Source organism: Legionella brunensis, from assembly GCF_001467025.1.
GTDB classification, from domain to species: Bacteria; Pseudomonadota; Gammaproteobacteria; order Legionellales; family Legionellaceae; genus Tatlockia; species Tatlockia brunensis.
In genome coordinates, this window is sequence record NZ_LNXV01000033.1 from 341401 (window position 1) to 364843 (window position 23443).

Here is a 23443-nt window from a genome sequence, read left to right on the forward strand (position 1 = left end):
ATCAAATATGAGCCAGTTACATCAAAACACAGATTGACTTCTATCAATGGGTACAACGTTCTCACTTGCTGGCGCAAGAAGATTTTCACGAATGAATTGAATGCAGTATGCTAACGGTTCATTCTCAATTAAATTAATTCTCTCAAGATAACTTAATAAATCTGATGTGGTTTTAATTTCTGTATCCATTTGTTGAATTATTGAATCAATTTCTTTCCTATGAGGTTGTCCCCAATGGATAAAGCGAGTTGATTTTGTGTAAGCATTAAGCAAAGCACAGGCTTTTTCTAAATCGGTAGAATAGCGTTCACATAATTTCTTATAACGAAGGAATCGTTTTGACAATCTTGGCTCAGTCAAGTTTTCTTTATTGATATCAACTCCTTCAGCTTGATTAACTATGGTTTTATCCTTTTTGAATAATGCTTTTAGATGGTTTTTAGCCACTCTTAGTAAATCCCTAAAAGTAGGAGCAGGCGTTAAATGATTTTTTTCGGCCTTAAGGCGACAACTCGCGTAAGCATCAACCATTTCTGAGGCTGCAACAGGTTTAACTCCTTTTTTATGAAGAATTTCCTGTATTTCATGAGAAGTATAAGGTGATAAGACCAGCTTAATAAGACGTCTTGCAAGAGCGTTTCCCATAGGAGTTCTTCCAGCCATTGTGATGGGGTTTTGTGTGGCAATCAGTAAAAATCCTGGAACCACGGGGCGTCTTCCTCCCGGCATTTTATTCATTAATATATCATTAAGTAGACGCTCCATCATCGGTGAGCTATTGATTTCATCAACAACAAGAACAGCCCCTTCATCAGCAGCTTTCAGAATTAACCTTTTCTTGTCTTCATACTGCATACTGACAGGCATACGATAAAAAATTTTGCCAGCTGGCTTTTCAGATTGCTTATCAGCATCTTTGGGGTTGAGAACGGCCTCTTTATACCCATGAGCAACCAACGTGGCAATGACTAACTCACTTTTACCAATACCAGGCTCCCCCTCTAACACAATGCCATTAATACCTCCATATTTTTGCGCAGTATTCGTTGTTGTTTGACGAAGTTCACGTAAGTCTAACAACTCTTCCAACTGTTGATGAATGATGTTACGAGAAGGAGTAACTAAAAAATCTGATGCCCCCTTAGAAAACCTACTCTCCAATGAAAAGGATTTTAACAGAGAGACTTTAGGCTCAAATTTTTTCTTATATGTTTTTTCGAGAATTTCAGGCACAAGCGTTTTACCCAATTGATAAGCATAATGTTCAGCCAGTAATTCCAAATCCGTACTTACCCCTTTTTCATAGGCCGATAGCACTAACAAGGCCATCATCTGTACTTCGCGTGGAGAAATCAGGACTTCATCATGGGACTGTTCACAAAGAAAACGATAGACTTCAAGCAATGGTTCAGCGATAGCCAAAGTGTTAGCTTCAAGCTTAGTTCCTTTAAAAATGGGTTTGATTATTTCTTCATAAATAAACTCTTGTGGCATGGGTTCAAACAAAACAGCATTACCATGTCGAGCAAAGAAAGGAGCAAGCTGGCGCTCACCACCATAATTTAACGGATTACCAGCAAAAACCACCTTGTGCTTGTCTGTTAATGGATAATAGACACCATTAATTAATATTCCAGGAGGTTTATTAAAAAGTCCTTCAAACTCACTCCACTGCCTATTCTCAATATTAGCTTCATCAATAAATAAAATTTTTCTTGTATCAGAGATGTCTTTTGCCCACTCAAGCATTTTTGACTCTCCCTGATAAAGGGTATTGTCTTTATCGTCTAAGTATTTCTCAACAAAAGTTGATTTACCTACAGCAGTTAACCCTGTTAAAAATACAAAGGGACTATGCGAGAATACCTGATTGACCGCATGCAAACGTTTCGCGATAAAAGCATCTGACTTTTCTTTGCTATGAGTCGCATCAAAATCAGTCAACTCAATAGCAATAGGTAAACTATAAACGCCTTGCCAAGCACCATCAGTTGCCTGTGAGGGATTATCTCGATGAAAATACATTCTAGCTTTTAATTGACTTAATGGCTCAGTCTCTAATTGCTCTCTTGTTAGGCAATCAAGCTCTTCCTCTAAGAAATGTTGATGCAAACACGCCTCTATTTCCTTGGTGGTTACTTCATGCATTAGAGGATTAAGATAATTGAAAGTACTCATGTCGTTCCCAACAAGGACTAATTGCCCCTCATCTTTTTGTGGACTCATCTGACGCCTAAGTAAGAGCGAACTTAACGAGTCACTAAGCTCTTTAGAAAAAGTTCCCTTTAAAATAACTTTCTGGTTGGCTGCAAGAGCATCTAAAAGAGCTTTTTCTCTTCGATGAAAATCAAAATTCAATCGTTCGGTATTTAAATTACCTTCAAGAGAAACAAGTAAATCAGAGCTTTGGCATTCAGAAACATCAATTATCTGCCAGTCGAGGCTGTCTTTCGTTAGCTGAGCAACTGTCGTGTCTATATCACCGCTGGCAATTGCCATGGTAGAGCTGACATCCCCTTGCCAAACCAGATTAGGTAATGCCTCATTGGCAGGTAATTTATGGGCTAGCGGAGGAATCAAATCAAGTCCAGGTACCACATGACAAACCAATTTTACTTGATGCTTTTGACAAGCCGTTAAAAGCATTGCCCATTCATCCTCTAACAGAGGTGATGTTAAATTGACCTCCAGTGTTTTTTTTGAATAGCTCTCTAAGATTCCAGGGATTTGATCCAAGGTTTTAGACTGATTATCGCATTGGTATTGATTAAAAAATTCGCTAAGACAAGTTGAATTGAGGGTAGAGGAATTAGATTGACAACCAGAGGTGAACTCCACTTGTTGAGCTAAATTTTGCCAGTCATAACCCTCACTTCTTAATAACTGTAAATTTTCAGGGATTTTTATTGTCCGTCCAGCATGATCAATTTTTTTATGGATTTTGGCAGCAAGCCAAAAATTGGCAAAACGCTCATCGTCCCAAGGCGCATTTTGTAATTCGATCGGTAAACCAGATGCCAAAGCCTTAATTAACTCACCCTCTTCAAAATAAAGGTTATCTTTATGTAAGACCCATCGTCCCAAAAGACGCTCTTCCCAGTCCGCTGCATAGTAAAGATTGATCGAAATAGAAGCCCCTGGAATTTGAGATTTTTCTTTTACATCTAATGAAGGTGCTGACTCTTGGAGTAAAACAGGATGCAGTGGACAAAGTTCTACCTTATCAAAGCGTGAATAAAAGTCTTCTCCTTGATAACACCCCGGCTTTTTGGAGTTGATAAGACCAAGTATCTGTGTTGATTCCGGTAAAAGAGTACCATCTGCATGACGAATATCATCAAGCAGTCCATTAAAGCGCACAATTTCATCCGCACTAAAATGGGCATAGTTCACTATCAATACTGGCGAATTATTTCGATTAGCTTGTAAGAAATCATAAAGAGGCCCACCTGGCCCTTGTCGCAATACTCCTTGAATACCTTGACGCTCAATAAACGCTGCGGAACAAATTAAATCATTAGGGGAATTAACATAATAAACTGGGCGTGATGTATGTTGACAGTAATTTTGCAATGACAACTGTAAAGCAGTCACATCTCTATCATCAGACAATTCAATTAAATGTTTCTTTATGCCACCTTTTTGTAATAAATGCTGGCAATAATGGTCTACGGAAGAAAACGATAAGGTTTGTTTGTTCCATGTTTCAAGCAATTTTACAAATGGTTTTTCCTTAATCTCTTGCGGTTTGTGCTTCTCATTGAGAGTTAATTGCGCAGGATAGCCTCCTAAATCACAACGGATCCACTGGTTTTGGTACCACGCCTCAACAAAGGCATGACAGGAGTTATCAACAATACGCACAGGGATTTGGGGGAACGCTTTTTCAGCCCAATCCTTAAAAGCAATAACCCGATGACGGCAAGCCCCTTTTTCTTGTTCCTGGATATAACGCAGATAATCATGACCATTAGGCTTCTCTTTATCTTTCTTCAACTCGCCATCCCCAAAATGGTTATATTGCTCAACCATTTTGCTGATTTCTAATGGCAATGAGGGTATTTGGTTAGGTACTTTTAGCAAAAAATCTATAGCGACTTTCTTAGTCCCTTTAGAGCGAATATAGTATTGATTGTCCCGTAAAGAATATTGGATCTCAACACCAGGAGTATGAGGTTCAATGTGGTAATGGGTCATTTTTTCATGGGGAGATAACGAGGCTAATGCTTGCCACTCCTGACCAAGGACTAACTCCTGCTTCCCATAATACAAAGTGGCATCTTTAGGTCTTTCCAAAGTCTTTGCTAGAGTGAATACATCCTCTGAACATGCTTTGAGTGCAACCGGAGTAAACTCTGGAGCCCCCGACTTAATCATGGTAAAGGCATTATGTAATGCACATGGTGTAGACTCTACATTGATCGTATTAAAAACATCACTTCGATCATAATTAGCTGGAGGTAATGGAACATCTGAATCAATAGGATAAAAAATACGGTCGATATTATAGTTGGTATCAGGATCTAAACGCGTATCCGCATCGACCTTTGCAACAGAATCAATCCCGCTTTTTACAGTTGTTGAGCTAACATTGTCTTCACCAGTATCGCTTAATAGTGCAGAAAATTCTGGTTCACTTACTTTTGGAGCATATAGAGATAACTGTCGCATCCTCAATAGTTGGTCAAGTTCTTCATCAAGTTCTAAATCCTGGCAATCAACCAAGTCCAGCTTTTTTAATCGTGGTGCAGCATGAATTAGACGCTTTAAATCTTCGCAAGTAATATTGCACTCTTGCAAACTGATTGTCTCTAAAGTAGCAAAGCTGACTGTATCGATTAATTTTTCCCACTCTGTATTACAGAGATAGCAAGATAAATTCTTAAGTTTCGGGGTTGCTGAGAGAATGACTTGCAAGTTATGAAAGGATAAATACTCTGAAATTTCCAGAGATTCAAGATTATTACAATATAACTTCTGAAAATCTTCCGTTAAATGGTCACAGAAATTTAAAGTTAATTTTTTAAGATTAGGCGCTTTAGTAAGTAATAATTGCAATTCAACTGAGGAAATATCACTATCAGCTATATGAAGCTCCTCCAGGTAAAGATATCCTGGTAGCGATGATAATGTATATGCACCCAAGTCTGAGGTGCATTTACCGAACTTCAGAATCTGCAAATTAGGTGCTTGGGCAAGTATTTTTAATAAGTTCTCTACAGGAAAATCGCTTCTTAAGCAGTCAAACTCTCTAAGAGCACCAAAATCATTATCATTGTCAAGTTGATCTTGAGGTGTTGTACAGCCACTAAATTTAATAGAACTTAGTTTATTGGATAAAAGTAGTTGTCTCAGCTTAAAACTGCTTAGATCTCCATTAGTACACTCTATTTTCTCAAGCTCAGGTAAATTAACTTCTATTGGGGGTGTTTTTGAGAGTGCTCTGCATCCTAATGTGAGCCTCTTAAGCTTAGGAGTGTTTGCTAAGAGCGCCTGAAGATTAGCATTTTTGATAACGCAGGAATAAAATCCTAACTCTTCCAACTCAGAAAGGTTCTGAGATGAAAGATCACCATTAACCAAGTAGCGACAAGCTAAAAAAGTCAATTTTTTAAGCCTTTCTGGCTGGTTAAGAATTTGATTTAATTCATCTGGTGTAACCAGGCTGTTGTTAAATTTTAATGCCTCTATATTAAAAAGCTGAGTTTTATCAAAAACGACATTATCCATAGTTAAGCTGCCATTTTCTATTAACTCTGCAGCTTGATCTTGCATTAACTGTAGCGAATTAAAGTTGCAAATTGATTGAATCTCAGGAAATTCCTGTTGTACTTTTTGGAAAAGTCGAATCGCCGCATATGAAAACTCATCTTGCACAAACTGCTCTATTTGTGGCTGAGCATAGGTAATTATAGAAGTAATTCGTCTTGTATCTTTTACACTCGGACCAACAAGAGCTGTAGTGTAGAATCGCCTAGGCTCTTCAGAAACTTTTTCGTCTATTAAGCAATCAAGCTGATAATCATCCAGAATATAAGTTGACTCTTTAAGCCATTTTTTTTGCTCAGTAGCTTTAGTTTGAATGTCATTCTGAAGAGTGGGTTTTATGACTAACTTATTAATATCTTTAAGCTTCCCTTTCGTTAGAAGCTCAAATTTGTTGTCTTCCCAGATATAAATTTCGAACCCAGTATCCAATAATTCATTTAATTTTAATTTAACAGCTTGTGTTTTTGAGCTTGACCAACAATGGTTAGTCCAGTCTGCTAAAATCAGTGTTTTCTTTTTAAGTTCTGTAACAGTTTTGTTTAATCGCCAATAAGGTTGGCTCTTAATTAAGTAATTAATATCAGGATAACCTACGGGGGTATAACTATATTGAGATTTTATACGTCTATCCGGGTAATAATAGTTGGCAGATAAATTCGTCATTGAGTTTCAAATAAAAACATAATGGTTAATTATAGATTAAAACGATTTAATTACATTAGAATCCACCATTGATTAAATTTGTTTTCCAAACTTGAATATTCAAATAAGATTACATTTTACATTTGGAAACAGACAGGAACTCTATGACTAAACAGCTATGCATGCACTGTTATATTTCTGGCAAAGTTCAAGGAGTATGGTTTCGAGCCTCAGCGCAAGAAGAAGCAGAAAAGCTAGGTATTACAGGCTGGGTACGCAATTTAGCTGATGGCCGTGTTGAAGTTTTTGCCTGTGGCGATCAAGAACAGATCGAAGAATACGATAGATGGCTAAGGGAAGGCCCTTCTCTCGCCCAGGTAACTGATTATGTTCGCGAAGATTTGGCATGGAAAAAATACACGGGTTTTGACACCTTGTAATCCAAGTCATGTCAGAAAGCAGGTATCTCTGAGCGCATTACCTACACAGTGACTACCTATTGCTGCCTTTGATTTGCTGAAATAATTGATTACCCATTTCTTTTTCTTGAGGAGAAAGCGCGGGCTCTAAACGTGCAAGTTCCTTCGCAGCTTGCTCATTTTTATTTGAAGCTGCCAGTTTTAACCAAGCATAGGCTTTACTAAGATCCTTATTAACGCCCAATCCAGCCATATATAAATAACCTAATTTGCCTTGCGCCATCGCATTACCCTGATCAGCAGATTTTCCAAACCAGTAAGCTGCTTGTTGATAATCTTTATCAATACCTGTGCCACTAAGTAAAAGCTGTCCTAATTCAGCTTGAGCTTGAGCATTGCCTTGCTCGGCAGAGGCATGATACCAATAAGCCGCCTTTTCAGCATCCTGGTCAACCCCTAAGCCGTTTAAATATTGGTAAGCCAGATAAGCCTGTGCATTTTTATGCCCTTGATTAGCAGCACTGGAAAACCAGTAAGCAGCAGCACGCTGATCTTGCGCTATCCCATACTTACCTGTGTATAGTAGCCCTAAACTATACTGCCCCTTTGCATCACCTTGTTCAGCCGCTTTTTCATACCAATATAAAGCTTTTTCCACATTCTTAGGAGTACCATGCCCCGTCATGTATTGATAACCCAGATTAACTTGTGCTCGAGCATAACCTTGCTCGGCAGATTTTTTAAACCAATCAAAAGCCTTTGATTCATTTGCCTCAACACCGTCTCCCACGGCATACATTAAACCAATATTACGTTGCGCAATTGGATTTCCTTGTTCTGCCGCTTTCATGTACCAAAGAAAAGCTTGTTGAAAATCTTGCTTCACTCCTTTGCCATTATCATAAAGAAAACCCAAACTTAACTGGGCGAGTACATTATTTCTTTCCGCTGATTTTTGATACCAATCTTTTGCTTTGGTATCATCCTTAATCACTCCATAACCATATTGATACATGCGTCCTAATAAATACATAGCCTCTTCATTCCCTTCATTGGCGGCTTGTGTTAAATGGGGATAAGCGGTAGTGTAATCACCATTCTCATAAGCAGAAAAACCAACAATCACATCAGCAAAGACTGAATTAACAAAAAGACAGGCAGCGATAAAAAGCTTAATTCGCATTCTGACTCCTAAAATATTCTCTTATCTAAAAGAGTAGAATATTTGTACAACAAAGCCAAATAAGAAAGTCTGTAATTTGTCAATAAATAAAGCGATTTACGGGTATCAATTCAATGGATACTGGAACTACAATTAGTATACGTAGAAGAATTAAGGGAGTGAAAAATGGCGATAGGATTTATTTCGCACCATGATTGCTTACTCCATAAGATGGGAGATTTTCACCCTGAACAGCCAGCCAGGATTCAAGTCATTGAAAATGCAGTATCTTCCTCTAGCTTAAAGAGCAGTTTACTCTATTATCAAGCTCCTTTAGTCACAAAAAAACAATTACTGCGAGTGCATGAACAAGAATATGTGGATTTTATTTTTAAGAATGCTCCTGCTACTGGAGTGATCATGCTAGATCCCGACGTCTTAATGAATCCTTATTCGCTAACAGCCGCATTACACGCCGCAGGCTCAGTCATCTATGGTGTTGAATTAATCATGGCAAAGGAAGTAGATGCAGCTTTTTGCAACGTTCGTCCTCCCGGCCATCATGCTGAGAGAGGCAAAGCCATGGGATTTTGTATTTTTAACAATGTAGCTGTTGGCGTAGCCCATGCTCTAGAGCAATTTAATCTCCAACGCATCGCCATTGTTGATTTCGATGTTCATCATGGTAATGGCACTGAAGACATTTTTCAGCAAGATGAGCGCATTCTATATTGCTCAACTTTTCAATACCCGTTTTACCCTTTTAGCGGGGTTAATACCCATAATGAACACATTATTAACATTCCACTTTCTGCGGGGACAAACGGAAATTTATTTCGCGAAAAAGTTGAAAAGTTATGGCTTCAGAAAATTGAGAAATTCGATCCACAAATGATATTCTTTTCAGCAGGCTTTGATGCTTATTATCTGGATGACATGGCTAATTTATTGCTAACTGTTGATGATTATTTGTGGATTACCCAAAAAATTAAAAAAATTGCCGATAAATGCTGTGAGGGACGCATATTGTCTGTTCTAGAGGGTGGATATAATCTGGATGGCTTAGGAGCTTGTGTTGTAGCACATCTTCAAGGGTTATTAAATTAAAAATAACCTAGTACCTAGATAACGTCCCTGATTTTTTTTGAACACCATTTAATCTTGCGTTGAGTCTAGATTTTTAATTTCACCTCGATTTGCCTCCTCTCTCACACTAGGAGCTTAGTATGGCCTCGAACTATTCGTTTTCTTAAAACTCTTTCTAACCAAAGAATTTTATAGGGGAAGCTTGGGATATCACTCATGTGAATCTGGCACATACTACTATGCCTCCCTTTTAGAGCACGCAATGCAATAGGTACTAATTCACCTATACTTCACATATGCATATTTTTTATTTTCAAGGAATAAAAAATGCAAGAAAAATTTAATGCAAAAAATCGTCCACCTAATTTAAAGGAAATCATTAAGGGACAAGATATAACGCAACATTATTTAGATGAAACGAACAAAAAATTTAAAATTTATCGCTACAATAATACGATCTATGCCGTTCGTTGTGATGAGCAAACATCTCAGCCGATTGATTTTGTAAAAATGTGGAATAGCCATAAAGGCGAGAAGAACAGGATTACTGAGCAGGAAGCATACCTTGGTGCCGGCGTATTTGGTAAGGTATATAAAAAAACAGAAGATAAAGCTGTGAAATTTTCTAACATAGACAAGAACTATCGAGACCATGAGGAAGTAAAAAAGAACCTCGATATTTTAAATACAAAATTTTTGCTTAAAGAGAATAAAATTGAAGAATTTTTTGTTCTAGGTTTATGGAATATTAAAAAAAGGAACAAAGACAGTGATAATAAAGACGATGTATTTTTTTACATGCCCCAGATAAAAAAGTCTCCTACAAACAGTTTGACTGAAAAGACACATAGATTGATGTTTGATAAAAGTATTTGGGCGCTTAAAAAACTTAATGAATTAGGTTATGCACATCCTGATTTGGCTAATGACTGTGAGCATGACAGCTCTCAAAATATTATTGAAACTGCAGAAGGTATGAGATTCATCGATATTGATGATGGCTTTAAATCTAAAGATGGGACTAATGATGTAGTTATTAAAGATCAATGGTTATACGCGTATAATAACAATTATCCTCCTAATAACCTTACTCCAGATAAGTGGAGATCTGATATACAGGAGTGGTATAAAAATAATCCAGGTAAATCCTTATCAGACGATCCATCAACTCTACTCAATTTTTACAATAAAAAATGCTTTCATTACCTAAACGCATTGTAAATGAGTATAATTCTCAACAAAGTGTTAAGCAGTATTTATCTGGAAGTACAACTAATAGAGTGCATTCTTTTCATGAGGTAAGTGCTCAATATAAGGAAGATTATCAGGGAATAAAGGGCGACGCTCTAAAGAGAGCGATTATTAATGCACTTAAAAGTTCTTTAGCAGAAGTAAACTCGATAGAGGATTTCAAAAAAGTAAAATCACAATTTCTTGATTCTCCTGAAATGAAAATTATCGATAAAGCACAAGGTAGGACAACCCATTTATTAGGCGCATTTGGCCTAAAAACTGACTCCCATCGGGCAGTAGAAAAAATCTTCAATGAAGCTGAGGAGGAAATAAGAAAGAATTCACCTAAACCGAATGTTTAAATAACTATGTCTACTCTTTAACTTATCATAATTCCTTCAATTATCTTAACTATGGGGCATTTAAAATAGCGCTCTTTAGATAATCAACTACTGTAAGTTGGCCCTTAACTTTTAAAACAGGTGCAGCAGTAAGTAAAAAAATTAACCTCGTATTGTTAGAGTATCAAAGTACCGAGGAAAATGATTTAAACCACTATTTTGTATTAATGAGCGGACTTCAACAGAAAATTTTATATAGAGAATAAAATTATCAAAGCAAAAGTAGTCACTTCCCAACGTTTAGCTACATTTTCTGCCGTAATACCCATACCATAAGCAATAGCGACATGTTAATCGTTAAATATTGCTGGATTAGTAGTGTACTTGTTGCCCCCTAAAAGCACCATGGATATGCTCTGTAGCCCATCTTCAAGGGTTATTAGATTAAGAGGGAAACCTAGTTATCTACAGTAATCACCGCAGCGCCGGTAAATCTCCCATGACGCAGATCATCTAATGCTTGATTAACCTGTGCCAAACGATAGATATGCACTTCCGTTTTAATAGGAATTTTAGGAGCTAATGCTAAAAATTCCTCACCGTCTTTTCGTGTTAAATTTGCAACGGAGCATAGAATTCTTTCCCCCCAAAGAATTTCATAGGGGAAACTCGGGATATCACTCATGTGGATCCCGGCACAAACAACAATGCCTCCTTTTGTTATAGCGCGTAATGCAACTGGTACCAACTCACCGACAGGAGCAAAAATAATTGCCGCATCAAGCAAGCGAGGGGCAATTTGATCAGAGCCTCCAGCCCAAGTAGCTCCTAATTGATAAGCAAAGTCTTGTGCCACAAGATCACCGGGGCTAGTAAACGCATAAGTTTTTCGCTGTTGATAATTAGCAACCTGAATAAGAATATGGGCAGCTGCTCCAAAGCCATAAATGCCTAAATGTTTAGCATCCCCTGCTTTTAGCAAAGCCCGGTAGCCAATTAAACCAGCACAAAATAATGGAGCAGCTTGATAATCTGGATATCCTTCAGGAATGGGGAAGCAAAACTGTGCATCTGCCACGCAATACTCAGCAAATCCCCCATTAATTTGATAACCTGTAAATTTAGCTTCATCGCATAGATTTTCACGTCCAGTACTACAAAACTCACACACACCACAACTGCTTCCAAGCCATGGCACCCCTATCTTCTGTCCTATTTTAAATGTTTTTACCTCAGCGCCTATTTTTTCTATAGAACCAACTATTTGATGGCCAGGGATGATTGGAAGTTTCGGATGCTTTAATTCACCATCAACCACATGAAGATCAGTACGGCAAATGCCACAAGCTTTAACTTTTATCAGTACCTCATTTGACTTGGGTTCAGGAATACTTACAGTTACCGGTATTAAAGGAGTACTTGGCTGTTTAAGAAGCATCGTATCCATGATTATATACTTCCAAATGGAGTCATTTTTCTAAGTATAGCGTGCATGCCCACTTCACTACCCTGCAACCTTACAGATCACTTTTAATGGTGGGAAAAAAATAATAACAGTCTCCAATAGCTCTCTTTTGTAAGAGTTTCAAAAGAGAGCTATTCAAATGCCCTGAAGATACATAACTCAGCGGCTTTTTTAATTTTTATTAACTATATCGCTTCAAAAATGGCAGCAGCACCCATCCCTGTTCCTATACACATTGTCACCATGCCGTATTTTCCTTTAGTACGACGCAAGCCATGTAGCAAAGTGGCAGTACGAATTGCTCCCGTGGCTCCTAAGGGGTGCCCCAAGGCAATAGCACCTCCTAAAGGATTTACTTTATCACGCGGTAAATCCAACGTTTTAATAACAGCCAGTGCTTGAGCTGCAAATGCTTCATTAAGCTCAATCCAATCTATTTGATCAAGCGTTAACCCTGCTCTTTTAAGTGCTAAAGGAATAGCATTAATTGGACCTATACCCATTACTTCGGGAGCAACGCCTGCAACGGCATAACCTCGCAAACGCCCAATAGGTTGTAAGTCATAGCGTTTTAACGCTTCCTCGTTGGCCAACAGCGCAATTCCTGCGCCATCGCTTGTTTGCGAACTATTACCAGCAGTTACGGTGCCTTTTGCTGCAAATACAGGTCTTAAACGAGAAATTACCTCGTACGAGGTATCCGCTCTTGGTCCCTCGTCATCGCTAATTATCCTTTTCTTGCTAATAACTTCAGAAGTAGTCAGATCAGCATGACGTACAGTAATTTCCATGGGCGCTATTTCGGCCTTAAAGTCACCACGCTGTTGTGCTGCTACTGCGCGGCGATGACTTTCTGCAGCAAACTCATCTTGTTGTTCCCTGGTCACTTCCCAACGCTTAGCGACATTTTCTGCCGTAATACCCATACCGTAAGCAATAGCTACATGTTCATCGTTAAATATTGCTGGATTAGCAGTGTACTTGTTGCCTCCTAAAGGCACCATAGACATGCTCTCTACCCCTCCTGCTAGTGCAAGGGACATATCACCATAAGCAATAGAAGCCGCAGCTGTAACGATACTTTGGACTCCAGATGAGCAAAAACGATTGATTGTCATAGCAGGAACACTTTGAGGCATATCAGCAAGCAAAGAGGCAATACGAGCCACATTCATTCCCTGTTCCGCCTCGGGCATAGCACAACCAATAACAACATCCCCAATTGCTTGCCAATCGACTGACTGATTTCGTTTTTTCAATGTTCTTATTGTGTGGGCGAGTAAATCATCCGGTAGGGTGTGTCTAAAAACACCTCTTGGTGCCTTACCAACAGGAGTACGCAATACATCAACTACATATACATTTGTCATCGTTAGGTCTCCTTAATTGCGCAATGGCTTGCCGGTTTCTAATAAGTGGGCGATACGGGCTTGTGACAAAGAAGTTGCCGCCAATGTCATAAACGCTTTCTTTTCTAAATTAAGTATCCATGCCTCATCAACCATTTCACCCTGGTTGACCTCGCCACCACAGAGAATTTGTGCCAATTGGTTGGCTATAAAATAATCATGCTGAGAAATAAATCCGCCAGCAAGCCAGTTTACCAAGCCAGCTTGTAAACGTGCATGTCCCTCCCGGCCTGCTACTTTAAAGCGAGTTTTAAGCGGTGGTTGATAATTCATTGCTTGCATCGCTTTAACTTGGGCTAATGCCGCATAAAGAACTTCATTAGGATGCATTACCCAACGGTCTTTCCGACGGAGATAACCTTTCTGACGAGCTTCAGCCGCGCTACCTGCCACAAAAGCAGTTGCAATTTGTTGAAAATAAGGTTGCAAGAAAACCAGTAAGTCAGCATCTTGTGCCTTGCATGCAGCACGCATTGCCATTTCCTTACACCCGCCTCCCGCTGGAATAAGACCTACACCCACTTCCACTAAACCAGGATAGGATTCAAAAGCAGCCACAACAGCATCACAATGCATCATTAATTCACATCCGCCACCCAAAGCACGACCACGCAGCGCTGCAATAGTGGGAATTGAAGAATATTTTAAACGCATAGCAACATGCTGAAACTGACTTATCATTGCCTCTAGGGCATCCATCTTATTCGCCTGAATCAGAGAAGCCACGCCTCTTAAATCAGCACCTGAGCTAAAATTACTAGCATCTGCCTGGTAAATAATTAAGCCTTGACACTCTTTTTCAGCTTTATCGATTGCTTGCTGCATACCATCAAGAACAGCTTGACCTATCGTATTAGCCTTGCTTTTAAAATTAAGGACCGCAACATCATCTTTCAGTAACCATAAATGCACACCATCATTCTCAAATATTGTTGGAGCATATAGACTTTTTTCTTTTAAAACACGATCAGGGAAAAATTGACGTTGATAGACAGGTAACTGGCTACGTGAAACATAACTCCCTGTAAGCGGGGAATAGGCACCTGTATCTGTATAAAAATCATTAACTTTTTTAATCCACTCAGGCAGGTTAGCCTGGCTCAAGGTTTCATTCGCTGCCTTAGCTTTTTCAATAATCTCCCGCATAGCTGCTAAACCTGCAACTTGCCATGTTTCAAAAGGTCCTTGCTGCCATCCAAATCCCCAGCGTATGGCCAAATCGACATCACGAACACACTCAGCAATCTCTTGCAGATGATAAGCACAATAATGGAATAAATCGCGATAACAAGCAGTTAAGAAACGGGCTTGTTTATCCTTCGAGCAAATTAGTTGTTGCATTCTTTGTGAGGCATCAGGTGTTTTCATAATGGTCTTTAACTCTTCACTGATCTCACCTTTTGCTGGGCGGTAAGTGCCTGAATTAAGATCATAAACTTCTATCACTTTGCCACTTTTACGATAAATCCCTTGTCCGGCTTTTTGGCCTAAATGCCCTTCTTTAATCAATCCAAGTAACCAGGCTGGTAATTTAAAGTATTGATGCCAAGGGTCATCATTTAGCTGTTGCTCCATGGTATTAACCACATGCTCCATGGTATCCAGACCCACCACATCCATCGTTCGGAAAGTAGCTGACTTGGGTCGTCCTAATAAAGGTCCAGTCAATGCATCAACCTCGTCTAACCCCAAGTTCATTGACTGAGCATGGTGCAAGGTCGCTAACAAAGAGAAAACACCGATGCGATTGGCAATAAAATTAGGGGTATCTTTCGCACGCACTACCCCTTTACCAAGACGGCTGGTTAACCAGGTTTCCAGTTGATCTAGGAGCTGAGGTGTTGTCGTATCAGCAGGAATCAATTCAGCCAAATGCATATAGCGAGGAGGGTTAAAGAAATGAACGCCACAAAAACGCTCGCGAAGCGCTACTGGTAAAACACCACAAAGTTTATTAATGCTTAATCCTGAGGTATTGCTCACTAAAATTGCATGTTGACTTACGTGTGGAGCAATTTTGCGATATAAATCTTCTTTCCAATCTAAGCGCTCAGCTATTGCTTCAATTATCAAATCACAGTCGCCTAAATCTTCTAAATTTTGCTGATAATTTCGCGCTTGCAATAACTCAGCAGTTTGAGCTGTTGCCAAAGGGGCTGGTTTTAATTTTCCCAGGTTAGCAATGGCTTTTTCTACTAAAGTATTACTATTTCCCTCTTTTGCTGCCAAATCAAATAGTAAGGTTTCAATCCCTGCATTCACACAGTGCGCTGCAATTTGCGCGCCCATAACGCCGGCACCGAGAACCGCGACTTTCTTAATGAAAAATGGTTCCTGCATGATTTTCTATCCCTCTAATGTAAAGCATCATTTAGATGCGCTAATGATAGCCTTGATGAAATTTACAGTATCAAGGCTTTTTACAACCAAGTCTCTTGAAAAGCCTAGCTGAGCCTCATTTGTTGAAATGAGACTCAGCGCAACTACTGACTAATCTTAAGATTCCATTGAAATATTAAACCGAATTCCTTGGGCCAAAGGCAGAGCGTTACCCCAATTAATTGTATTCGTTTGGCGACGCATGTACGCTTTCCAAGCATCCGATCCTGATTCACGACCACCACCAGTTTCTTTTTCACCACCAAACGCACCACCAATTTCGGCACCGGATGTACCAATGTTAATATTTGCAATGCCACAATCGCTACCTACAGCACTCAAATAAAGTTCTGCATTTTTCAAATTTTGTGTAAACATGGCAGATGATAGTCCCTGAGGCACTCCATTTTGCAAGGCAATTGCTTCTTCAATGGTATTGTAGGGCATTACGTAAAGAATAGGAGCAAAGGTCTCTTCTTGAACAATATCCCAATGATTTTCAACATCAGTGACTAGTGTAGGCTGAACAAAAGAACCTTTTCCATTGAGAGTCTCACCACCAAAAACAATTTGCCCACCTGCAGTTGTAATACGAGAGATAGCCTCTTTAAACTGCTTAACAGCCTGTTCATCAATTAAGGGCCCCATCAAATTCTTACTGTCTAGAGGATCACCAATCGTAATTTGCTCATAGGCATGTTGCAGATGCCTAATCACTTCTTTGAACATAGACTTATGCACAAACAAACGTCTAGTCGAAGTACATCGTTGACCTGCAGTTCCTACAGCGCCAAAAACTATTGCTGGAATTGCTAGATTTAAGTCAGCGGACTCATCAAGAATAATCGCATTATTCCCACCTAACTCAAGAATAGTTTTACCTAGGCGCTTAGCAACATTGGCAGCAACTAGCTTGCCAACTGCAGTAGAACCTGTAAAAGAAATTAGAGGGATTCTGACATCATTAACCATAGCATCTGCCACAGCATGTGACTCAGGAATGATCAAACCAAAAATTTCAGGGCAATTATTTTTCTGTAAAACTTGGCTGCAGATATGATGAACAGCTATAGCACAAAGAGGAGTTTTGGCAGAAGGCTTCCATAGGGTAACGTTACCACAAATCGCCGCAATAAATGCATTCCAGGACCAAACCGCCACAGGGAAATTAAAAGCAGATATTACACCAACAATACCATAAGGATGCCATTGCTCATACATGCGATGTCTGGGACGCTCAGAGTGCATTGTATTACCATATAGCATCCTTGATTGTCCTACTGCAAAGTCGGCTATGTCAATCATTTCCTGGACTTCACCATCCCCCTCTTGTTTAGATTTACCCATTTCAAGGGAAACCAAACTACCTAGGGCATCTTTATGCTCACGCAATGCTTGTCCGATTTGACGAATAATTTCCCCACGTTGTGGTGCAGGGACCTCACGCCAAGCTAGTGTTGCTTTTTGAGCTCTGGCTATAACTTGCTCATAGTCTTTCATTGAACAAGTTGCCACTTCTGCTAATTTATTGCCTGTTGCGGGGTTAAAAGAGGGCAAACGACTTGAGCCCATTTCACTTTGCCACCCCTGGCCACTAAAAGCACCAGGGTTAACTTCATTAATATTAAGATATTTTAATAAATCCATTGGCTTCTCCTAAGCGTAATACTGGCCAAAACGATTAGCGAGCACCGCAGATAAATGGAAGTTTTCTTGTAAAACCAGGCCACGATATTCGTTAGCTTGTCCCAATACTAAGTCTACTACCGCACATACTCCAGAGGCTGTACTGACTTGAATAGCAGACCACTCTAAACCACGTATTTCCTGGGGATACACTTTTTTGACGTAACTTTTTTCAGTGAGTTCACCTTGTTTCATGCCTTCTACAGTCACATAAACAATGACGATATCCTGATATGTTTTTGGAATGGCTCTTTCTAAAATACGCTTCAAAGTATTGCGGTCTTCATTTAATTTTAGGTCATTCATTAGCAAACGCATTTTTTCGCAATGCCCTGGATAACGCATTGTTTTATAATTTAAACTCTGGATTTTCCCTTCATAAAGCTCAGCCAAACTTCCCAAACCTCCAGAAGTATTGAATGCTTCATATTCACAACCATCAATTTGAATAGACTCTAAGCCCTCTAAAGGTTTCAAAACAATAGGTTTACCTGTTTCAATTCCATAACAAGGATTACCATACTCATTAATTACACCATCAGTAGACCAGGTTAATGAGTAATGAAGTGCATTACTTGCTCGTTGAGGTAATGCCCCTACGCGTAACTTAGCGTGTAAACACTGTTCGAATTCTTTCATTAAACTGTTTGCTGCAATGCTAATAAAACCGGGAGCAAGACCACATTGGGGAACAAATGCTGTTTGCGCACCTTCTGCAATGACCTTCACCGCTTCAGTTACTGAAGTGTCTTCGGTAAGATCAAAATAATGTGCTTTTGCAGCTTTTGCGGCTGTTGCAACATAAGTATTTAGGAAATAAGGAAGACTTGAAATAACTGCAACTATATTATTTTTTACAAAATAACTTTGTGTTGCTTCTTGATCTTTAACATCTAAAGCTACTGTCTTTATTTCAGGCATAGCCTGCAATAAGCGAGTAACATCCGTGCCAGAAAACTCCAAATCCGCTAAATGAACTTGGTAATCACCGCTCTCTGCTAATAAGCAAGCAATTAAACTCCCAATTTTTCCAGCCCCTGTGATTACAACGTTGTACATACATCCTTCTCCTTTGTAAAACGAGTCGTCATCGTACACTAAACAAATGGTGCTTGGATATAGCTCTTTGACAATGATTTATTGTAAAAATCTTGACCTTTAACAATTAGTATTCTATCGTCGCTTTCATTTAAGCGCGTAAATGGTATGACTCAAACAGTCGCAGTTTCCAAACTGACGTTAATTTCAATAAAAACAATAAGCTATGGCCATCTGTTGCGCGCATTCTTGTTTGGCTTAATTTTACCTCTGAGCTTCGCTCCCTTTCATATTCCTGGGGCGGCTATTCTTAGTATTGCTTTTTTCTATGCGCAACTTATTGATGAAAAAAACCCTCATCCTATTTTAAACGGACTCTTTTTTGGCCTGGGTTATTTTGGTTTAGGGATTTCCTGGGTTTATGTCAGCATCCACGAATATGGCCATCTTAACAGCTTGGTTTCAGCATTAATTACTTTATTTTTTCTACTTTATCTCTCTCTTTTCCCGGCATTAATGGCAGGAATTTGTAAAAGATTACTTCATCCTCGCCTACCAATTTATTCCTGTTTGTTATTTAGTGCACTTTGGGTTTTGTGTGAATATAGTCGTTCAACTCTCTTTAGCGGTTTCCCTTGGTTGTTGCTGGGCTTTGGCCAATTTGATGCACCAAGTAAACATCTTCTGCCAATTATAGGGGTTTTTGGAGTAGGTTTTTTAACCTGCTTTGCTGCTTCTTTACTGACCACTTTTACTCAATTTAAAGGAAAACGACGTTTTCTAGCATTAACTATTTTTGTTTTCCTACTTCTCAGCCCTATGCTACTTAAACACATCAACTGGTCTAAGCCTAAAGCAGAGTCTCTTTCAGTCGGTGTTATTCAAGCCAATTTGTCTATGCGAGACAAATGGGATGAAAGCTTATTTTGGCAATTATTACAGCGCTACAAAGATGAGACAGAAAAATTGTTGGGAACACAGCTTATTGTAATGCCAGAATCAGCTATTCCACTGCCCCCCAGTTATGTTGAAGATTTTCTATTGGAAATGCACGAGAAAGCCCAACAGTCAGGCAGTGCAATTCTTTTAGGCATTCCCAAACCCACCATGATTGATGAAAATTCTTATTTTAATGCCCTAATTAGTTTAGGTTCTGCATCAGGCTCCTATTTGAAGCAGCATCTGGTTCCCTTTGGTGAATATATTCCTGAAGCCTTACAAACGGTAAGCGCTTGGCTAGCCATTCCAGATGCCAATCTCATGCCGGGCAAAAAAAATCAGACGTTGGTAAAAGTACAAAAACACCCTATCGCTACTTTAATTTGTTATGAACTAGCTTATGGCGATTTACTCCGTCGTCAATTGCCCAAAGCAGAATTGATAGTTTCTATTAGCGACGATGGCTGGTTTGGGCACTCCTTGGCAATGTATCAACAATTACAAATGGCTCAAGTGCGCTCCCTCGAAACAAGCAGATACCAAGTTGTTGCCAACAATGATGGCTTATCTTCTGTCATCAACCCGCAAGGAGAGCTTGTCGCTTCCTTGCCAGCTTTTAGTACAGGCGTCCTTAAAACCACCTTGGTTCCTACATCAGGAATTACTCCGTGGGTGGCTTTAGGCGATATGCCGATCCTTGTCTTTTGTACGTTAATCGTACTGATTTATGCTGCTTATCGTATAATTACAACCAAACTAAAGCGTTAAACTAGAAAAAGCAGCTAAGTCCGTAACGAACAAGCTTAAAGTGCTTTTTCTAGGTTAAACTATTGCTGCAGAGCACAAGAGGCGCTATCCTTACCAGCCTTACTGAAATATAACTAACGAACTATGGATAACAGCTATAAACCGCGAGAAGTTGAAGAACAAGCCCAGCAATATTGGCATAAAAAACAATCATTTAACGTTTCTGAAGACTTAAATAAGGAAAAATTTTATTGCTTATCCATGTTCCCTTACCCAAGCGGTACGTTGCACATGGGGCATGTTCGTAACTATACATTGGGTGATGTTATAGCCCGTTATCAACGTGCTTTAGGGAAAAATGTTCTACAGCCTATAGGCTGGGATGCTTTTGGCTTGCCTGCTGAAAATGCAGCTATTAAACATGGAATCCATCCAGCAGAATGGACAAAGAAAAATATCGCTTCGATGAAAGAGCAATTCCTACGATTAGGGAATGCCTATGATTGGAAACGAGAAATTGCGACTTGCGATCCTGATTACTACCGTTGGGAACAATGGTTTTTTATTCAACTCTATGAAAAAGGCCTTGTTTACAAAAAAAATGCGGTTGTTAACTGGGATCCCGTTGATAAGACAGTTCTTGCCAACGAACAAGTTGTTGATGGTCGTGGTTGGCGCTCAGGCGCATTGGTTGAGCGTCGTGAAATTTCTCAATGGTTCATTAAAATTACAGCTTATGCCGATGAATTGTTAAATGACCTTGATTTTCTTGATGAGTGGCCAGCACAAGTTAAACAGATGCAGCGAAATTGGATAGGTCGTTCCGAAGGCTGCGAAATCAGTTTTAAGGTATTAAACTTTCCTAAGCGTATCAAAATTTACACAACACGCCCAGATACATTAATGGGTGTGACTTATCTTGCTGTAGCCCCTGATCATCCAATTGCCAAAGAAGTAGCCCACCATAATCCCGAGGTTCAAGCTTTTATCGATAGTTGCCAGGGGGTTCGCATGGCAGAAGCAGATATTGCAACAATGGAGAAACGCGGCATTGCAACTGGTATGACCGCTATTCATCCCATCACAGGACAAGAAGTTCCAATATGGATAGCAAATTTTGTCTTGATGCAATATGGCTCTGGTGCCGTTATGGCAGTACCAGCTCATGATCAACGCGATTGGGAATTTGCTCAGAAATACCACCTCCCCCTTAAAGAAGTCATTGCCCCCGTAGATGGTTCTGCTCATAATTATAAAAAGTCTGCTTTTACTAGCGAAGGCAAATTAATTAACTCAGGTCAATTTGATGGCTTGACTTCTGCTGGGGCAGTTAAAGACATTGCTAATTACCTTGAAAATCATGATCTTGGCAAAATGACCATCAATTATCGCCTACGTGATTGGGGTGTTTCGCGTCAACGTTATTGGGGAACACCTATCCCCATGATTTTATGTGAAGAATGTGGAATTGTGCCAGTTCCGGAAGAAAACTTACCAGTCACCCTTCCCTATGATATTCAACTCACGGGAAGCGGTTCGCCTTTAGCACAATGCAGTGAATTTTTACAAACGCAATGCCCTAAGTGTGGACAAGATGCCACGCGTGAAACAGATACCTTTGATACCTTTGTAGAATCTTCTTGGTATTACGCTCGCTTTGCCTGCAAAGGCCAAGATAATGCGATGTTAGATGATCGAGCAAAGTATTGGACACCTGTCGATCAATATATTGGCGGAATTGAACATGCTGTCATGCATCTGCTTTATGCCCGATTTTTTCATAAACTCATGCGTGATGAGGGTTTAGTCAATTCTGATGAGCCTTTTAAAGCTTTATTGACTCAAGGGATGGTCCTCAAAGATGGACATAAGATGTCCAAGTCGTTGGGCAACGTTGTTGACCCTAACCATTTAATTGACACTTATGGTGCTGATACAGCTAGATTATTTGTAATGTTCGCAGCGCCTCCTGAGCAATCCCTGGAGTGGTCTGACGCTGCAGTAGAGGGTGCACACCGATTTCTGAAACGACTTTGGTCTTTTGCTTTCCAATATCAACAGCAATTTATTGAAGTAAACGATGCCATTTTATGTGGTAATGGCAACGTTGATTGGCAACGTGCAAACTCTCGCCTTAAAAAGTCTCGCTTGGTTGTCCACCAAATTTTAGCTCAAGCAAGCCATGATTATGAGCGTCATCAATTCAATACTGTTGTTTCTGGCTGTATGAAACTCTTTAATGAACTCTCCTCTTATGAGCCTGAAACTGAAGAAGATAAATATTTCTTACATTCCGGAATAAGCATTCTCCTTCGTCTATTAGCTCCCATTACGCCACATATCTGTCATCATTTATGGCAACAATTGGGATTTGAAAAAGCTATTATTGATGCTCCTTGGCCTAAAGTAGATAAAAGTGCGCTCAAAACGGATGAACTAGATTTTGTAGTGCAAATTAATGGTAAATTGCGAGCACAATTTACTGCGAGTAGCGACACGGATGAGCAGCAATTGGTTGAATTAGCTAAACAGCATGCTAGTAGTTTTCTTGAAGGCAAATTCATCAAGAAAGCAGTTGTGGTCTCCCATCGACAATTAATCAATTTGGTTGTTAATTGATGAGGCGACTTTTCCTCTGCCTAATTATTACTCTATTGGCTAGCTGCGGCTTTCACTTGCGTGGAATGGCCGATATACCTAGCTGGCTTAATAATATTGCTATAGTCATTCAAGATGCTCATCGTGATTTGCAAAACTTGCTAAAAGAGCAATTAGAAGCTTATAAGCTTGTGGTTACCGAAGATTCTGCACAAGCTGATTATTTGCTCATTATTGAAAAAGATAGTTATCGACAAGAAATTACAAATATCAGTGCCAGTACGGCTCCAAGACAGTACCTTCTTATTTATAATGTCCAGTTTTCATTAACGCAGGCAAAAGGCAGACCAATCATCTCATCAAGCCATGTTATTGTGACTCGACAAATCACAATAAATAATGACAGAATCTTAGGTTCTGATGCGGAAGAAACACTTTTAAAGAATGAGATGCGTGCCGACGCGGCCATGCAGATAATTAACCGTTTGAGCCAAGCCAAGAACCGTTACGCATCTTCTAAGTCAAGATAA

The 23443-nt window shown here is 39.5% G+C and carries 14 protein-coding genes and 1 pseudogene; 7 read left to right on the forward strand and 8 right to left on the reverse strand.

What is annotated here, in order from left to right:
* Positions 1 to 21: 21 nt before the first annotated feature.
* Positions 22 to 6432: a DUF5617 domain-containing protein gene (locus Lbru_RS12865; protein ID WP_058442529.1), complete on the reverse strand. Its 6411-nt coding sequence runs from the start codon at positions 6430 to 6432 to the stop codon at positions 22 to 24.
* Positions 6433 to 6575: 143 nt separating this feature from the next.
* On the opposite strand from Lbru_RS12865, the gene Lbru_RS12870 reads away from it, so the two are divergent.
* On the forward strand, positions 6576 to 6851 hold the full coding sequence (locus Lbru_RS12870) for an acylphosphatase (RefSeq protein ID WP_058442530.1): 276 nt from the start codon (positions 6576 to 6578) through the stop codon (positions 6849 to 6851).
* Positions 6852 to 6903: 52 nt separating this feature from the next.
* Here the strand turns inward: Lbru_RS12870 and Lbru_RS12875 are convergent, their stop codons facing one another.
* Entirely contained in the window at positions 6904 to 8013 is a 1110-nt protein-coding gene (locus tag Lbru_RS12875) for a tetratricopeptide repeat protein (RefSeq protein ID WP_058442531.1), read from the reverse strand.
* A gap of 165 nt (positions 8014 to 8178) precedes the next feature.
* Between Lbru_RS12875 and Lbru_RS12880 the strand changes: the two genes are divergently transcribed.
* The 3 genes from Lbru_RS12880 to Lbru_RS16960 all read left to right on the forward strand — a co-directional run bounded on the left by Lbru_RS12880 (position 8179) and on the right by Lbru_RS16960 (position 10673).
* Positions 8179 to 9099, forward strand: coding sequence for a histone deacetylase family protein (locus Lbru_RS12880; protein WP_058442532.1), 921 nt, complete (start codon positions 8179 to 8181; stop codon positions 9097 to 9099).
* 306 nt (positions 9100 to 9405) lie between these two features.
* Positions 9406 to 10299 (forward strand): hypothetical protein, encoded by an 894-nt coding sequence (locus Lbru_RS12885; protein ID WP_058442533.1) that lies wholly within the window; start codon positions 9406 to 9408, stop codon positions 10297 to 10299.
* Positions 10272 to 10673: a hypothetical protein gene (locus tag Lbru_RS16960; protein WP_058442534.1), complete on the forward strand. Its 402-nt coding sequence runs from the start codon at positions 10272 to 10274 to the stop codon at positions 10671 to 10673. The genes Lbru_RS12885 and Lbru_RS16960 overlap by 28 nt, the downstream gene beginning before the upstream one ends.
* Before the next feature lie 263 nt (positions 10674 to 10936).
* Here Lbru_RS16960 and Lbru_RS17955 read toward each other — a convergent pair.
* The 6 genes and pseudogenes from Lbru_RS17955 to Lbru_RS12915 form a co-directional block, all read right to left on the reverse strand.
* Positions 10937 to 11071: pseudogene (locus Lbru_RS17955) on the reverse strand (acetyl-CoA C-acyltransferase); the annotation flags it as partial.
* A 38-nt stretch (positions 11072 to 11109) separates the two neighbouring features.
* On the reverse strand, positions 11110 to 12090 hold the full coding sequence (locus Lbru_RS12895; RefSeq protein ID WP_238583891.1) for a zinc-dependent alcohol dehydrogenase family protein: 981 nt from the start codon (positions 12088 to 12090) through the stop codon (positions 11110 to 11112).
* Positions 12091 to 12302: 212 nt separating this feature from the next.
* On the reverse strand, positions 12303 to 13487 hold the full coding sequence (locus tag Lbru_RS12900) for an acetyl-CoA C-acyltransferase (protein WP_058442536.1): 1185 nt from the start codon (positions 13485 to 13487) through the stop codon (positions 12303 to 12305).
* A gap of 12 nt (positions 13488 to 13499) precedes the next feature.
* Positions 13500 to 15866 (reverse strand): 3-hydroxyacyl-CoA dehydrogenase/enoyl-CoA hydratase family protein, encoded by a 2367-nt coding sequence (locus Lbru_RS12905; protein WP_058442537.1) that lies wholly within the window; start codon positions 15864 to 15866, stop codon positions 13500 to 13502.
* A gap of 156 nt (positions 15867 to 16022) precedes the next feature.
* Positions 16023 to 17552 carry an L-piperidine-6-carboxylate dehydrogenase gene (amaB, locus tag Lbru_RS12910; RefSeq protein WP_058442538.1) on the reverse strand — a complete coding sequence of 510 codons (1530 nt, stop codon included), beginning with the start codon at positions 17550 to 17552 and terminating at the stop codon, positions 16023 to 16025.
* A gap of 9 nt (positions 17553 to 17561) precedes the next feature.
* Positions 17562 to 18650, reverse strand: coding sequence for a saccharopine dehydrogenase family protein (locus tag Lbru_RS12915; protein ID WP_058442539.1), 1089 nt, complete (start codon positions 18648 to 18650; stop codon positions 17562 to 17564).
* A 147-nt stretch (positions 18651 to 18797) separates the two neighbouring features.
* On the opposite strand from Lbru_RS12915, the gene lnt reads away from it, so the two are divergent.
* The 3 genes from lnt to Lbru_RS12930 all read left to right on the forward strand — a co-directional run bounded on the left by lnt (position 18798) and on the right by Lbru_RS12930 (position 23443).
* Positions 18798 to 20336, forward strand: coding sequence for an apolipoprotein N-acyltransferase (gene lnt / locus Lbru_RS12920; RefSeq protein WP_058442540.1), 1539 nt, complete (start codon positions 18798 to 18800; stop codon positions 20334 to 20336).
* A 123-nt stretch (positions 20337 to 20459) separates the two neighbouring features.
* Positions 20460 to 22934: a leucine--tRNA ligase gene (gene leuS, locus Lbru_RS12925; protein WP_058442541.1), complete on the forward strand. Its 2475-nt coding sequence runs from the start codon at positions 20460 to 20462 to the stop codon at positions 22932 to 22934.
* Positions 22934 to 23443: an LPS-assembly lipoprotein LptE gene (locus tag Lbru_RS12930; RefSeq protein WP_058442542.1), complete on the forward strand. Its 510-nt coding sequence runs from the start codon at positions 22934 to 22936 to the stop codon at positions 23441 to 23443. Before leuS ends, Lbru_RS12930 begins: the two co-directional genes overlap by 1 nt.

Excerpts from the sequence above, each read along its gene's own strand:
- Lbru_RS12865 (WP_058442529.1), bottom strand. The coding sequence starts at position 6,432 with ATGACGAATTTATCTGCCAACTATTATTACCCGGATAGACGTATAAAA.
- Lbru_RS12870 (WP_058442530.1), top strand. The coding sequence starts at position 6,576 with ATGACTAAACAGCTATGCATGCACTGTTATATTTCTGGCAAAGTTCAA.
- Lbru_RS12875 (WP_058442531.1), bottom strand. The coding sequence starts at position 8,013 with ATGCGAATTAAGCTTTTTATCGCTGCCTGTCTTTTTGTTAATTCAGTC.
- Lbru_RS12880 (WP_058442532.1), top strand. The coding sequence starts at position 8,179 with ATGGCGATAGGATTTATTTCGCACCATGATTGCTTACTCCATAAGATG.
- Lbru_RS12885 (WP_058442533.1), top strand. The coding sequence starts at position 9,406 with ATGCAAGAAAAATTTAATGCAAAAAATCGTCCACCTAATTTAAAGGAA.
- Lbru_RS16960 (WP_058442534.1), top strand. The coding sequence starts at position 10,272 with ATGCTTTCATTACCTAAACGCATTGTAAATGAGTATAATTCTCAACAA.
- Lbru_RS12895 (WP_238583891.1), bottom strand. The coding sequence starts at position 12,090 with ATGCTTCTTAAACAGCCAAGTACTCCTTTAATACCGGTAACTGTAAGT.
- Lbru_RS12900 (WP_058442536.1), bottom strand. The coding sequence starts at position 13,487 with ATGACAAATGTATATGTAGTTGATGTATTGCGTACTCCTGTTGGTAAG.
- Lbru_RS12905 (WP_058442537.1), bottom strand. The coding sequence starts at position 15,866 with ATGCAGGAACCATTTTTCATTAAGAAAGTCGCGGTTCTCGGTGCCGGC.
- amaB (WP_058442538.1), bottom strand. The coding sequence starts at position 17,552 with ATGGATTTATTAAAATATCTTAATATTAATGAAGTTAACCCTGGTGCT.
- Lbru_RS12915 (WP_058442539.1), bottom strand. The coding sequence starts at position 18,650 with ATGTACAACGTTGTAATCACAGGGGCTGGAAAAATTGGGAGTTTAATT.
- lnt (WP_058442540.1), top strand. The coding sequence starts at position 18,798 with ATGACTCAAACAGTCGCAGTTTCCAAACTGACGTTAATTTCAATAAAA.
- leuS (WP_058442541.1), top strand. The coding sequence starts at position 20,460 with ATGGATAACAGCTATAAACCGCGAGAAGTTGAAGAACAAGCCCAGCAA.
- Lbru_RS12930 (WP_058442542.1), top strand. The coding sequence starts at position 22,934 with ATGAGGCGACTTTTCCTCTGCCTAATTATTACTCTATTGGCTAGCTGC.